This window comes from Arthrobacter globiformis (assembly GCF_046536215.2).
Taxonomy (GTDB): Bacteria; Actinomycetota; Actinomycetes; order Actinomycetales; family Micrococcaceae; genus Arthrobacter; species Arthrobacter globiformis_E.
In genome coordinates, this window is sequence record NZ_CM143421.1 from 740063 (window position 1) to 752872 (window position 12810).

General features: G+C 63.7%; 15 protein-coding genes. 7 read left to right on the forward strand and 8 right to left on the reverse strand.

The genetic code is table 11. From position 1 onward, the window contains the following. Positions 1-61: 61 nt before the first annotated feature. Entirely contained in the window at positions 62-1279 is a 1218-nt protein-coding gene (locus R5O87_RS03420; RefSeq protein ID WP_410557589.1) for a CaiB/BaiF CoA transferase family protein, read from the forward strand. Positions 1280-1345: 66 nt separating this feature from the next. On the opposite strand, the gene R5O87_RS03425 is transcribed toward R5O87_RS03420, so the two are convergent. Both R5O87_RS03425 and R5O87_RS03430 read right to left on the reverse strand, forming a co-directional pair. Further along, complete coding sequence (locus R5O87_RS03425) at positions 1346-2569, reverse strand: amidohydrolase (protein WP_410557590.1); 1224 nt, start codon at positions 2567-2569, stop codon at positions 1346-1348. Beyond that, positions 2566-3975, reverse strand: a complete 1410-nt coding sequence (locus R5O87_RS03430) for an MFS transporter (protein ID WP_410557591.1) — start codon at positions 3973-3975, stop codon at positions 2566-2568. Before R5O87_RS03430 ends, R5O87_RS03425 begins: the two co-directional genes overlap by 4 nt. Positions 3976-4115: 140 nt before the next feature. On the opposite strand from R5O87_RS03430, the gene R5O87_RS03435 reads away from it, so the two are divergent. The 4 genes from R5O87_RS03435 to R5O87_RS03450 all read left to right on the forward strand — a co-directional run bounded on the left by R5O87_RS03435 (position 4116) and on the right by R5O87_RS03450 (position 6492). Beyond that, on the forward strand, positions 4116-4262 hold the full coding sequence (locus R5O87_RS03435) for an AsnC family protein (protein ID WP_410557592.1): 147 nt from the start codon (positions 4116-4118) through the stop codon (positions 4260-4262). 159 nt (positions 4263-4421) lie between these two features. Further along, complete coding sequence (locus tag R5O87_RS03440) at positions 4422-5120, forward strand: Lrp/AsnC family transcriptional regulator (protein ID WP_410557593.1); 699 nt, start codon at positions 4422-4424, stop codon at positions 5118-5120. Between the two features lie 108 nt (positions 5121-5228). Next, positions 5229-5981 carry a DUF429 domain-containing protein gene (locus R5O87_RS03445; RefSeq protein WP_410557594.1) on the forward strand — a complete coding sequence of 251 codons (753 nt, stop codon included), beginning with the start codon at positions 5229-5231 and terminating at the stop codon, positions 5979-5981. A 115-nt stretch (positions 5982-6096) separates the two neighbouring features. Continuing rightward, positions 6097-6492: a VOC family protein gene (locus R5O87_RS03450; RefSeq protein ID WP_410557595.1), complete on the forward strand. Its 396-nt coding sequence runs from the start codon at positions 6097-6099 to the stop codon at positions 6490-6492. Positions 6493-6509: 17 nt separating this feature from the next. On the opposite strand, the gene R5O87_RS03455 is transcribed toward R5O87_RS03450, so the two are convergent. Next, positions 6510-6986: a DUF4304 domain-containing protein gene (locus R5O87_RS03455; protein WP_410557597.1), complete on the reverse strand. Its 477-nt coding sequence runs from the start codon at positions 6984-6986 to the stop codon at positions 6510-6512. Positions 6987-7155: 169 nt separating this feature from the next. Between R5O87_RS03455 and R5O87_RS03460 the strand changes: the two genes are divergently transcribed. Further along, positions 7156-7350, forward strand: coding sequence for a hypothetical protein (locus R5O87_RS03460; protein ID WP_410557599.1), 195 nt, complete (start codon positions 7156-7158; stop codon positions 7348-7350). 286 nt (positions 7351-7636) lie between these two features. On the opposite strand, the gene R5O87_RS03465 is transcribed toward R5O87_RS03460, so the two are convergent. The 3 genes from R5O87_RS03465 to R5O87_RS03475 form a co-directional block, all read right to left on the reverse strand. Next, positions 7637-8512 carry an RNA polymerase sigma-70 factor gene (locus R5O87_RS03465; RefSeq protein WP_410557601.1) on the reverse strand — a complete coding sequence of 292 codons (876 nt, stop codon included), beginning with the start codon at positions 8510-8512 and terminating at the stop codon, positions 7637-7639. Positions 8513-8516: 4 nt separating this feature from the next. After that, positions 8517-9644: an NAD(P)/FAD-dependent oxidoreductase gene (locus R5O87_RS03470; RefSeq protein WP_462836377.1), complete on the reverse strand. Its 1128-nt coding sequence runs from the start codon at positions 9642-9644 to the stop codon at positions 8517-8519. A 206-nt stretch (positions 9645-9850) separates the two neighbouring features. Further along, complete coding sequence (locus tag R5O87_RS03475) at positions 9851-10249, reverse strand: hypothetical protein (RefSeq protein WP_410557604.1); 399 nt, start codon at positions 10247-10249, stop codon at positions 9851-9853. 327 nt (positions 10250-10576) lie between these two features. On the opposite strand from R5O87_RS03475, the gene R5O87_RS03480 reads away from it, so the two are divergent. Continuing rightward, complete coding sequence (locus R5O87_RS03480) at positions 10577-10756, forward strand: hypothetical protein (protein WP_410557605.1); 180 nt, start codon at positions 10577-10579, stop codon at positions 10754-10756. Positions 10757-11156: 400 nt separating this feature from the next. On the opposite strand, the gene R5O87_RS03485 is transcribed toward R5O87_RS03480, so the two are convergent. Both R5O87_RS03485 and R5O87_RS03490 read right to left on the reverse strand, forming a co-directional pair. Further along, entirely contained in the window at positions 11157-12140 is a 984-nt protein-coding gene (locus R5O87_RS03485; protein WP_410557606.1) for a pseudouridine-5'-phosphate glycosidase, read from the reverse strand. 47 nt (positions 12141-12187) lie between these two features. Beyond that, on the reverse strand, positions 12188-12790 hold the full coding sequence (locus R5O87_RS03490; protein ID WP_410557607.1) for a dihydrofolate reductase family protein: 603 nt from the start codon (positions 12788-12790) through the stop codon (positions 12188-12190). Positions 12791-12810 lie beyond the last annotated feature (20 nt).

Genomic DNA, 12810 nt, shown 5'->3' on the forward strand with positions numbered 1-12810 from the left:
CGCTGTGATTTAACCAATCCGTCAATAACAGCAAGCGCTTAAAACCAGTAAGGAACAAACCATGCTTTCTCAGCCTTCGGCACTCCGGAACGTAACGGATGACACCCCCGAAACGCTTCCGCACACCAGCACCGGCCGCCCAGGCTCGTTGGAAGGCCTGCGCGTCCTGGACCTCTCCCGAGTCCTGGCCGGCCCGTTCTGCGCAATGATCCTTGCCGACCTCGGCGCCGAAGTCATCAAGATCGAAAGCGCCGGAGGCGACGACTCCCGGCATTTCGGCCCCGACTACAACGGTGACTCTGCCTACTACCGGCTATTCAACCGAAACAAATACGGCATCACGATGAACCTCAAGGACGGTGCAGACCGGGCAAGCTTCCTGGAGCTCGTCCGCCGTTCCGACGTCGTTGTGGAGAACTTCCGGCCGGGAGTGATGGACCGGCTGGGCATCCCGGCCAGCCGCCTGTTGACCATCAATCCGCGTCTGGTCGTCATAAGCATCAGCGGCTTCGGGCAGCAGGGGCCTCTTCGCGAGGCCCCTGCCTATGACCTCATTGCACAGGCGATGAGCGGGCTCATGTCTGTTACCGGGTGGCCAGGCGGCGAGCCTACCCGCGTCGGGATAAGCATCGGAGACATCGTTCCGGGGCTCTACGGTGCGATCGCGACCCTGGCAGCCATCAACGAGCGGGGCATCACAGGTAGGGGCCAGCATGTTGACGTTGGCATGCTCGACTCCCTGGTATCAATCCTCGAATCTGTAGGGCTGCGGGCCCTGCACGGGGAGACACCCGTGGCCTGCGGCAGCGACCACGCCATGTCCACGCCCTTCGGAACCTTCCGCACAAAGACTGGAAGCATTGCCATCGCCATCACCGGTGATCGACTGTTTCAACGGCTCGCCCAGGCCCTCCGCCATCCGGAATGGCTCGACGATCAACGATTCAACGAGGCCCGGCAACGCAATCATCATCGGGCCGAATTCAGGGAGGCCCTGGAAGAAGCCCTCGCCCTGTGGACCAGCGAAGAGGCCCTGGAAATCCTCAATGCCCACCAGGTACCTGCCTCGGAGGTCCTTTCCGTCAACCAGGCATTGGCCAGCGAACACAGCATTGCCCGAGGTCTGGTCTATACAGAATCTGACGGCTTCCGCACCTTGGCTTCCCCCCTGCGGCTCCTGGGCTCGTCCACCCCCGTCCCTGCCCCCGGACTCGGAGAACACAACGACTGTCTTGACGCCTGGCTGGCCGGCCCCGAACGTACCGGCCTGTGCGGGTAGTCGCACGCGCACGAGAGACCCCCGGGCGTCCGAAGCAACAACGTCACGATCCTGACGCGCTGTTGGTCAGGCCTGACATGCCAACCCGTGTGCCTGGCGGAGCAGCCGGTTCCTCTCCTCCCGGTCCAGGGCAGCGGCGCAGGCGGCCGCTGCCAAGCCGAAGGAAGCGTCCAGGACTGCCTGGTCCGCCCCTATTGACGCCCCGAACGCGGCGAATTCTGCGGTGTGGTGGGCACTGCCCCTCACGTCATAGCCGACCATCGGATGGATGCTTGGCACAGTCTGTGAAACGTTCCCCATGTCTGTGGAGGCGACGGGCTCTGCGCTGAAGGCAACGCTCCTTCCCCGTGACGTCATGGCTGCGTGGTAGGCCTCCGAGAGGAAAGCGTCCTGACGGAGTTCGGCATAGTCGTTGCCGTGCGGCGTGATCTGTAGCGTGCTGCCGCTTGCGTGGGCGCCCGCTTCAAGGGCCCGCCGCACCCTGTCCTGGATCCTGCTGAGGCTCGCGATGCCGGGAGCCCGCATTTCGATGGTCGCCCGGGCCCGGTCGGGTATCACGTTCACTGCGCTGCCGCCTTCGGTGACGATCAGCGAAACGATCGAACCGGCGGGCAGCTGCTGCCGGGCCAGGGCGATGGCCGTTTGTGCAACAACCAGCGCATCCAAGGCGTTGACGCCTTCCGAAGGAGCAGCGGCGGCATGCGACGGATACCCCTCAAACAGCACATTCCACATGCACATGGCTAACGACGTACCACCAACCACATCAGTTGCCGCGGCGTGGGCCATCATCGCCAGGGACACGTCGTCGAAGAACCCTTCCTCGATGAGGTCCACTTTGCCGCCCGTGGTCTCTTCGGCGGGGGTCCCAAGCACTTTGACGGTGATGCCGACATCCTCCGCCACGGCAGCCAGAGCCAGCGCTGCCCCAACCGCGCTGGCAGCGTTCACGTTGTGCCCGCATGCATGGCCGATGGCGGGCAGTGCGTCGTATTCAACACAGAGTGCCACCACAAGGTCACCGGTTCCGAAGCGTGCACTGAATGCCGTGGGTTGCCCGGGCTGGACCTCATCAAAGCTGAACCCAGCCTTCCTCAGCAGCCGCCGCACCCGCTTGACGGCACGGAATTCCTGCCCGCCAAGCTCAGGGTCTGCGTGGATGGCATGGCTTAGATCCAGGACGTCCGTCTGCCAGCGTTCCACCTCGGCAGCAAGTGCTGCCTGGATGCCGTCGTGGGATACGTGCTCGACGGCGGTTCCCCGCATCTCGCTGTTGGGTCCGGTCATCATGCACTCGCCTCCATAGCCTGCCGTTTCGGGTAGCGGGCACCGGCAGCGGCAGCGACCAGGGCTGCGGCGGCCAAGGCCCCCCAGATCAGGAAAAGCCCGGCCTCAGTGATGTGCCCGGATTCCACAGACGCTGAAGAGATCAGCTTCACCACGGCCGCTCCTACCGCGACACCTACGGACAGGGCCAGTTCGTTGAGCCCGGCCGCGGTCGAAGTTTCCTCCAAGGGGACGCCTTCAACGGACAGCGCCCGGGTTCCCGCCTGGTACATGCCCAGGCTCAGGTTGAACATGGCGAAACCAGCGGAGTAGCCCGCAAGCGAGCCGTGGGCAGCCACCATCACCAGGAAGCCGGCCGCCAGCAGGACGCCGGCGAACACCAGGGTGGAGCGTTCGCCGAACTTCCTCATGGCCCTGGCGGTCAGCAGTGAGGAGACCAGCGAGAGAACTGAGGCCAGAGCGAGGACAATCGCGATCATCAGGGGGCTCAGGGCGAAGCCATAACCGGTCTTGTCCGGGCTGGCATGCAGGAAGATGCCATTCGTGCCGAAGTAGCTGATGGAAGCGAAGCCGAAGAAGAAGGTAGCCAGCGAGACGGTGCGGATGCGCGGGTTGGCGATCATGCGCAGGTCCATGAACCGGCGGCCTTCGGAGGCGCTGGAATCGCGTTTGGCCCAGTACGCCAGAAGTGCGAGCCCTGCCACTCCGGCCACCAGGGTCCGGGCGTCGACCCACCCCCACTCGGGTGCCATGGAGAGCGCCACAACAAAACCAATCAGCCCGAGCGAGCAAGCCAGGAGCGGCGCCAGGGCGATGCCCTCACGAGTCGGGATCCCGGCGTCGGGCAGCACAAACGAACAGGCGACGGCGGCCACCGCGAACGGGACGGCCACCCAGAATCCGAGCGTCGGGTCGGTGACGCCGACGATGCCGGCAAGAAGCCCGCCGGCCCCCACCATGATCATCAGCATGCCGATCATGACGCTCACGCCCGTGCGGGTACGCGCGGGGCTGCTCACGCGCAGGATTCCCATCATCAGCGGGATGAAGCCCACCACGCAGGTGATCATGACGACACCCAGCGTTACCGTCCACAGTGACGGCCACAGGGCCATTTGAAGCACGCCAACCGCTACGACGCCGATGGACCAACGGAGCACCAGCCGGTAGCCGTAGCTGTCGCCGAGCCGGGAAATGATCGGGGTGAGTACCGCAAAGCTGACGTTCGAGATGAGGAAGATGCCGTTGATGGTCGGGTCGTCGATCTCGAAGACCGGCCCAAGCGCCGGCAGGATGGGATTCAGGTATCCCTGCGTAACTCCGCTGAGGGACTCAATCAATGCCATCGCCAGGATCATGCCCGCGATCGTCCTGCGTGTTGTGTCCGCCGTGGCCGTCTTGCTTTCCATGTGATTCCTTATGGTGTGCTTGCTGTCTTCGGCGGGATCCGCCACTCGTGATGCAAGTCACCACGTTATGGCGGCCGTCTAAACTGGCCTTAGAAATGTTCTAAATCGCGCTTAGGCAGGAAATATTGAATGAATCGGCCATGATCTCCGAGCTAGATCTTGAAATCGTAAATGCGCTCCAGATCAACCCCCGGGCGGAATGGAGCCGCGTTGCGGATGCCTTGGGCCTGTCGGGCCCAACGGTCGCACGACGATGGAACGCCCTCAGCGGCCACGGCCAGGCGTGAATCACGCCTGCTCCCGGTCAGCGATACCTCAATGCGGGCTGGTCGGCGTTCATCCACCTCTCCTCGACGCCCGGCGACAGTGAGGCACTCATCGAACGCCTGTGCTCGGAACCCGCGTTCGGCACCGTCTCCCTGGTCACCGGCTCGCACGACCTCTTCGTGGACTGCTTCGCATCCAGCCACGACGAACTGATGGACATCGTCATAGGCTCCTTCCCGGGACTGCCCGGCGTCACGCACCGCGAGGTTGTTTTCGTCACCAAGCTGTACCGGCAAGCCTCTGATTGGCGCAGCGGGACCCTCGAACCCGCACGCGCCAGGCTCGTATCCGCGGAACCCCTCCGGGAGCAGCCGGCCTTCGCGCCGGACCGGGTTGATGCGGCGCTGCTGGACGAACTCACCAGGGATGGCCGTGCCAGCTGGGCAGAGCTGGGTGCCGCCTGCGGCGTCTCACCGCAAACAGCCCGACGGCGGGTGGAACGGTTCCTCGCAACGGGCTACATAGCGCTTCGGTGCGATACGTCGACTTCTGCCCAGCAGGGACTCCGGGAAGTCACGCTTGTCCTGAACGTCCCTGCCCAGCATGTTGACGACGTCGGACGCTACTTCGCTGCTTTGGGCAACTGCCGGCTCAGCGCCCAAGTCCTGGGTGCGCAGAACCTGCTGGTCACCCTGTGGGTCCGCAACTACCTGGAAGTCCAGACCTACGAACGCGAACTGTCCGAGCGGGCTCCCGGCAGCACTGTCATCTCCCGCCAGGCTGTAGTCAGGACTTATAAACGCCTGGGCCACGTCCTGGACGAATCGGGATGCAGCCGGAAAGTGGTGCCATTATCGCTGTGGCGGAACGGTTCCTAGGAACAAGCAGGAAACGTGGAGCCAGCGGGAAGGGCCCGGAGGTAAGTCACCCTGGCGGCAAGCAGCGGTGCGTGGGTTTGAGGTTTCTCTGGTGGTTAAAGTGGCAGGGTGAAGACTCTTGGGGTTGATCTGGCTGCTGATCCGAAGAGAACGGCTGCTGCGGTCATCGAGTGGCGCGACGGGCAAGCGAGGCTAGTCCACTTGTCCCTCGGCGTAACGGACGAAGCCGTCGTCGAGCTTTTCGGAGCCTCAGACGTGACCGGCGTCGACTGTCCTCTCGGCTGGCCGACGCCCTTCCTCTCGTTCCTTCTCGGTCATTCCCGGGAAGACCCAGATGCCGTCCTCTGCCATGACGGATTGGCGGGACGCCGTGAGCTTGTCTACCGGGCCACCGACCGTTTCGTCACTGAGAAAACAGGGCTGATTCCGTTGAGCGTGTCAGCGGACAGGCTGGCGCATCCGGCCATGCGCTGCGCCGTTATTCAGGCCAAAATAGCGCAGGCCTGGGGCGTTCAACCCAGGGACGGCACGGGACGTCTTGTCGAGGTCTACCCCGCAGGCTCCTTGAAGATATGGGGCATCTCAGCCCGCCGGTACAAGGGCCGCGGGATCCCTGAGTCCGAAGTCCGCGGTGACATGCTGGGCCAGCTCACCGCCGCGGCACCCTGGCTGGACCTGGAAGCCTACCGCAACCAACTGGCCGCCTCGGACGATCTGCTCGATTCCGTCATCGCATCCCTGACAGTCCGCGCCACCGCCCGCCGAGGCACCGTGCTACCCGGCCCGGACCAGCGCCTCGCAGCGCGTGAGGAGGGCTGGATCCACCTGCCAACCCGTCCGCTTACCGGGCTGAACACGTAGCGCTCGGTTCTCTATTTTCTCGATCTCCAAACGCCCGGATTAACCCACAGTGACGAGCGTTTGGCCGCTTACGGCGTGAAGCCTCGGTACGGCGGGTGATGTATAGAGTGGGGGCATGGCAGCGCCTCAACTCTATGTTATTTTTCCCGGAACGGCGCGGGTTGCGCTTGCCTTCTACAGGGATGTTTTCGGCGGTGAGCTCGCCTTGCATACCTACGAGGACTTCGGCAGGAGCGACGGGCCGCCGGCCGCCATTGCTCACGGTATGCTCCGGGGCGAAGTCGGCTTGGCCGGAGCAGATGCAGCGGCGGGCGAGCAAGCGATCCGGGTCGAGGGGCTCATGCTCTCTTTGCTGGGCACTGCTGAGCCGGCAGTTCTCCACGAGTGGTTCGACAAACTTTCTGTTGGCGGAACGGTCGTTGATCCCCTTGCACCGAAGCCCTGGGGCGCGTCCGATGGCCAGGTAATCGACCGCCACGGACTCCACTGGCTCGTGGGATATGAGCCCTGAATCTTCTTCTTGGTCTGCTAAGGCATCCGTCGGAGCCTAGCAAGGATCCGCTGGCCGTCTCGGTCGAGTAACGAGTTGGCGAGGAGGCGGTGCCCCGCTGCAGTCACGATGCTTGACAGCGAACTCGCCGTTTGGACGAAGGGCAGGAGCCAGTCATCCAGGGCGGCGTGGAGTTCATCGTGACGAACGTGGTCGGGCATGATTTCCTCCAGATTGAGTAGCCCCTCGAGCCGCGGCCGGTCGTCGTCGGCTACTAGGGCCTCAAGGCGGGTTTGGAGGTGGCAGTGGGTCGTTTTCGGATAGTTCGATGGTCCGACCGCGAGAAACCAGATGCCAAAGTTGATGTAGTAACGCGGGCTGTAATTGGACTTCTGCAGATTCAGGACGATGAGCGTGTCCGAGCCGGACAGGTACCACGATCCGGATTTCTTACGGCCTTTGTGAGTCGTTCCGAATTCGTCGAAAGTCTGTTGGATGACGTTGCGAATGCTCATCGGCAATATGTCACCATTTTTCGGGTCAACGGGTCTCAGGCTGGTTCTCGTTTGAGTTTCTCATTTCTTCTGCGCTCACCGGGCGACTCGGCGGCAACGATATGGGTTGTTACCCGGGGGCGATTACGTTCCGGCTCCTTCACGCGACTCGCAGGGAATAATTACCTCCATGACCCACAAGGAGACAGGCGGGATGGGAGCCCCGACGTCGAACATGAGCAGGGAGGCACATGTTGACGTCGCCACCACGCTGCCGGAAGCCGTGACCGGCAGGGCAAGCCCCGCGAAAGCGGCGGTCGGCGACAAACCGGTCTTCGCATATATCGCCAGCCTGGTGCAGCGCTCGACCCTGTTCCGCCGGTGACGCCGGTGGGGATGGGCAAGTCGACGCGTGGAGTGGAGCTCGAATCCACAGACGACTTCGACGAACAGCAGATCGCCGCCTGGATGAAACAAGTCACGTCCGTGCCAGGTGTTGGAGGCAAGAAGCGTTGAACCCGAGGCTTGCTGCCCGGGCGCACGGTCGCGCCGCCGAGGAAGCCGGGCTGCGACTGCTTGATTCCCACCGGGGCTAGGGCCAGGTGCACGAACACGTTCAACCACGCAGTGAAGGGCAGTAGGACCGGCAGGATCGGTCAGCCGCTAGTGCATTAGCGGCTGAGCTGCCGGGCCGTGTTGGCCGCACCGAGCTTGTCTGGGTTCCGGACCAGGTATATGCCGGTTACGTGGTCGTTGTTGGACTCCACGACGACGGCGAGGTCGATCCCGTCTCCGCTGTAAATCAGGATGGCGGGCATTCCATTTAGCGACGACATCTCTACCCGCATGTCGGGAATGTGTTTCTTGGCGATGCCGAGCAGGAAGCGGGCGACGTGGTCCGCGCCGACAACGGGCCTGCGGGCAGCCGAGACCTTGCCGCCGCCGTCCGAGAGTAGGACGGCCCCGGGCGCGAGAACGTCCATGAGCGCCTGGACATCGCCGCCAAGTGTGGCTGCGATGAACCGGTCGGTAACGGCTTTTTGCCGTTGTGCGTCCACTTCGAAGCGCGGTTGCCGTGCCTGTACGTGGGCCTTGGCCCTGCTTGCCAGCTGGCGGACGGCCGCCGGTGACTTGCCGGTCGCCTCGGCGATTTCGGAGTACGGGAAATCGAAGACCTCGCGGAGGACGAATACCGCCCGCTCATCCGGGGAAAGGCTCTCGAGGACGACCAGCATCGCAAAGGACACCGAGTCAGCCAGCACGGCGTCCTCGGCCACATCAGGCAGGGTCACTACCGGCTCTGGCAGCCAGGGGCCGATGTAGTCTTCCCGACGCCGCTGCGTTGTCCGAAGGGAGTTCAGTGCCTGTCGGGTCACTGTTTTGGCCAGGTAGGCCCGCTGGTTTTCGATGGGGCCTGTGTCCACTGCCGACCATCTCAGATAGCTTTCCTGGAGGACGTCTTCGGCATCCGTGACGGTTCCGGTGATTTCGTAGGCAATCGTGAACAGGAGGGAACGGTGTTCTTCGAAGACGCTGGCCGATCCCATGCTGTTACCTTGCCTCCACTGGCAGGGAAGCGTCCACCGGCAGCGGGCCCTTGGGCCACTTGAACGAACCGCTGCGGCGCAGCTCGCCCCTGAGCCAAGACAGTGTCATTCGGCATATCTGCTCTTTCGCCAGCCCGGCAAGACTGCCCCGAACGACAAACCGTCGTGGCCGGTCGCCAGGGGTGACGGTCTGGATGAGACCCGACCTGCGGCCCAGGCTGATGCACTGGATCAGGTATCCGGCCGACAGCGGGGCCAGGGGCCGGTTCTCCAGGCGGGCGATGATGCTGTCCGCCGCGTGTGCGCCCAGCGGCAGGGCCGACGCGCAACTCATGCGCAGATGGCGGCCGACCGAGTCCGGAACGCGGACGGCATCGCCCGCCCCGAAAATGTCCGGGTAGCCCGGGCAGGACAACGACTCGTCGACGATGAGCCTGTCCTCTGCATCGGTTGGCAGCCCGCTGTCCCGTGCCAGACGCGGCACCCTGAACCCGGCAGCCCAGACCGTGCAATCAGACGGCATCGTAAGCCCACCTGATGATATGAGCGTCGAGCCCCCGCTCCGTTGCACGTCGGCATTTTCCACCATATCGACGCCCAGCGCTGCAAGCCGGGTCCGCACGGCTTGGCTGCCAGAATCGGACAGGCCGCCGGCTATGAGCCCGCGGGAAATAAGGCGGACCCGCAGCTGCGGATACTGTTGGGCTACTTCGGCAGCCAGCTCGACGCCGGTCAGGCCGGCACCGACGATACTAACGGTGGCACCGTGGTCCAGCCGCGTAAGCCCCGTCCGGAGCCGGGCCGCAGATTCTGCGTCGCCAAATCCATACACCCCCTCCGGTACGCCTGAGGACGCCTGGCCACTGCCGACGGCGTAAAGCAGCGCGTCATAACCGATCGGTGCGCGGCCGCTGGAGAAATGCACGCGGCGGTTGTCCGGGTCGATCCGCGATGCGCTGTCCTCAATGAAATCCACATGCCCGGCCAGAACCGACCCCATTGGCACTGCCGCTGTTGCCCTGCTCCCGGCAGCGACCTCATGCAGCCGTATCCGCTCGACAAAGTCGGTCGCAGGATTGATCACGGAAACCCTTAGATCATGGTTGCTTCCGGCGAGCCTGTTCGCCGCCATGACTCCGGCATACCCTGCTCCGATGATGACTACGCGACGCGCTGACATTTCCGCTCCCATCGATTGATTCGCTGTTGAACATAGGACACCGCCACACCGCGGAATGTGACAACAGCGTTCCCAGGACCGCGGTTACGAGCTGGATGATTCCGCCCGCAATCGGAATCAAGCCGAGCAGGATCGTTCCGACCACGGAACCGGGCCGCCTATCGGCGATATCCCCGGTCCGCGAGACCGCCAATTACTCCGGCGAACGCGCCGGGAAGGGCGACAAGGGCAACGAGGTGGCGCACGAGGCTATACGGCAGGAGAAGGGAAATGCCCCCGACCACAAAGGCCGGCGCTCCCACGGATACCGTAACCCAGAGCGGGTGACCGCGCAGGATCGACCAGGCCGCGGCGGCCAACGACGCCGCGGAGCCGCCCAGCAGGTACAGGCTGCCGACGCGTGCATCCTCCACGAGACCCGGCTCCGGGATGAATCCGAAGAACATTGACCTCCACAGGCCAATGACCATCATGAAAATGGAGGCTACGACAAGAAGCGCCCAGAGGAGAACACCGGGCCATCCACGGCGGCGGACTGCAGCGCGGGGCTGGCCCATTGCCGCCCCCTTTCCCGCCTCACAGGACGAAGCCGAACGGTGCCTTGTACGAGGTGGCATCGTTCAGAGTCAAGTCGAATGTCCGGCAAACTGCCGGCCCAGCTGGCATCAGTCTTCCACATGTAGTTGTAGATCTGGCCAGCCGCATCGCAGCCCAGAGAGTGGCAGACACCCACAGTATCCGGCGCCCCTCTCCAGCTTCGGTTCTTGACTAAGTCTTGAGGAAAGCCCGCGCGGCTTTTGAGCGGTCACAACCATACTGGACCCTAGCGATGAGCTTGATAGTCCCGAAAAAGGGGCTTCCGCAAAGGTGAAGGGAGACCAGCAATGCCGTTCCAGTCAGCCAGGGACACCGACGCCGAAGCCCAGTCGGCAGCAGGGGCTAAGCCTTCCGCGCTGCACGAGCGCGACATGGCAACCCCGCAAACCAAGCCAGACGAAGCTCCCATGACGCCCCGGAAAGAACTGAACCTTCCGGACATCTTTCCCGTCTACCCGTTCCTCTGAACCGCTGCCATTGCTAAGTGGGGCCGGCGGCGGCTGGGGGGAGGTGCCCTGGTCTCAAAGGCACTCGTCGCCGCCGGCCTGACTACAGTCTCCGCTGAATCGGCACAGCGCACACGAGTACTCCGTACCCGTTTCCGGAGCACCACAGCTACCCGGTTGCGCAGGAAGGGTTCTTTGCCAGAGGTGCCATGAGCCAACCGAGCTGCTGGCCGATCCCCAGGCCCCTTCAGCGGAATCTCGTGCCCCAGTCAACACGCAGGCAATGAATTAATACAGAAGAGACCCGAGGGAACCACGTAGAAGACACGATGAATCAGAGGAGGACGACGCGGGCCCGGTCGGCCGGACCACCATGAGTGGCCCGCATGGTCCGCCTGACCGCACCCATCATCGTCATTCCTCAGGGCTGGCGGGTCAGCGCGATGGCGACTTCGCCACCGAGGGACACGTTATTGCGGTACACCTCGACATTTATATTCACGCTGCGGCCGTTCGTCTCGCGCTGGATGAAGTCCAAAAGGAACGGTGTGGTGTCCTTGCCCGTGATCCCGTTCTTCTCTGCCTGCGCCCACGCCCGGGAGAGAATGTGATCGAGCTCGGCCGGAGGGAACTGCTTGTCCTCTGCGATCGGGTTTGCCAGCAGGATGGCCGATTCGATGTGCAGGTCATCGCGTGCACTGCAGATTGCCGCGACTTCCTCCGGAGTGCTGGCCGCGTGCTCGATCGCGAACCCCGAGTCGGAAACGTAGAAGCCAGGGTACTTCGTGGTCTTGTAACCGACGACCGGGATGTTGAGCGTTTCGAACCGTTCGAGGGTGGCCGCGACGTCCAGGATGGACTTCACGCCGGCGCTGACGACGATGATCGGGGTAGTGGCCAGGGTCGTCATATCGGCAGATTCATCGAAGGAGGTTGCCGCACCGTGGTGAACTCCACCCAAGCCGCCTGTGGCAAACACTTTGATGCCGGCCCGGTGTGCCAGGAACGCCGTCGCTGCCACGGTCGTACCGCCGTGGAACCGAAGAGCAGCCGCTACGGGAAGGTCGCGGAGGCTAACTTTCTTCACTCCCCCGCCACTGGACAGCGAGACGATCTGCTCACGGCTGAGTCCCACCGTCGGAACCCCGGCGAAAACACCGACCGTTGCAGGAACAACACCATGGCCGCGGAGGAGTTCCTCGGCTTCCACGGCAGCTTCAAGATTGCGCGGACGCGGAAGACCGTGAGTGAAAATGGTCGATTCCAAAGCGACGACAGGGCGTCCTCCAGCAACGGCCGCGGCCACTTGCTCCGAGACATGAAACGCGGCGCTGGTACTCGTGGATGACACGGTGGTCTCCCCGTTGAACGTGATCTGTTCTGACTCCCCAAGGCTCCCGCACACGAGAACCAACAACAAGACATCGCGGGCGGTCGGCCCGGGACTATTGGTCAGACGCCCGGCATGTTCTGCGTCGCCACACTGCCCGCTCGTTCGTAGACCAGCGACACTGCCCCCTTGGGGAAGGTGCGCGCAGGCTCGGCGAGCCGGAAGGAGGCGGGGACAGTCCCGGCGTCGAAGATGCGCTTGCCCTGCCCGAGGGTGATCGGATAGAGCCAGAGGTGGAGGCGGTCGAGCATGTCAGCCGCCAGTAGCGACCGGATGAGGACGCCGCTGCCGAACATGTGCACCTCGTCGAACTCTTCACGGAGCCGGCCCGCTGCCTCTGCATTTGGCAGCACCTTGGTGCCCGCCCACGCCGGAGCAACCAGTGAATTGGAGACGACGAACTTGGGCACCCGGTTGAGCGTGCCGCCGATCTCGTCGGACTGGTGCGGCCAATAGGCCGCGAAAATGTCGTAAGTCTTCCGGCCGAGGAGCAGGGCGTCGATGCGGCCAATCTCCTCGCCGATGGCAGCGCCGGCCTCGTCATCGGACACCGGCGCCTGCCAGCCACCGAAGGCGAATCCGCCCGCGGTATCTTCTTCGCTGCCGCCCGGCGCCTGGTAGACGCCGTCGAGGGTGACAAACAGGTTCGCGACGATGATTCCCACGCGCCCATTCTGGAACAGGG

Bases quoted from the DNA above. Each gene is read 5' to 3' on its own strand.
- R5O87_RS03425 (WP_410557590.1), bottom strand. From the start codon at position 2,569: ATGATGACCGGACCCAACAGCGAGATGCGGGGAACCGCCGTCGAGCAC.
- R5O87_RS03460 (WP_410557599.1), top strand. From the start codon at position 7,156: ATGACCCACAAGGAGACAGGCGGGATGGGAGCCCCGACGTCGAACATG.
- R5O87_RS03455 (WP_410557597.1), bottom strand. From the start codon at position 6,986: ATGAGCATTCGCAACGTCATCCAACAGACTTTCGACGAATTCGGAACG.
- R5O87_RS03435 (WP_410557592.1), top strand. From the start codon at position 4,116: ATGATCTCCGAGCTAGATCTTGAAATCGTAAATGCGCTCCAGATCAAC.
- R5O87_RS03450 (WP_410557595.1), top strand. From the start codon at position 6,097: ATGGCAGCGCCTCAACTCTATGTTATTTTTCCCGGAACGGCGCGGGTT.
- R5O87_RS03420 (WP_410557589.1), top strand. From the start codon at position 62: ATGCTTTCTCAGCCTTCGGCACTCCGGAACGTAACGGATGACACCCCC.
- R5O87_RS03480 (WP_410557605.1), top strand. From the start codon at position 10,577: ATGCCGTTCCAGTCAGCCAGGGACACCGACGCCGAAGCCCAGTCGGCA.
- R5O87_RS03470 (WP_462836377.1), bottom strand. From the start codon at position 9,644: ATGGCGGCGAACAGGCTCGCCGGAAGCAACCATGATCTAAGGGTTTCC.
- R5O87_RS03430 (WP_410557591.1), bottom strand. From the start codon at position 3,975: ATGGAAAGCAAGACGGCCACGGCGGACACAACACGCAGGACGATCGCG.
- R5O87_RS03475 (WP_410557604.1), bottom strand. From the start codon at position 10,249: ATGGGCCAGCCCCGCGCTGCAGTCCGCCGCCGTGGATGGCCCGGTGTT.
- R5O87_RS03465 (WP_410557601.1), bottom strand. From the start codon at position 8,512: ATGGGATCGGCCAGCGTCTTCGAAGAACACCGTTCCCTCCTGTTCACG.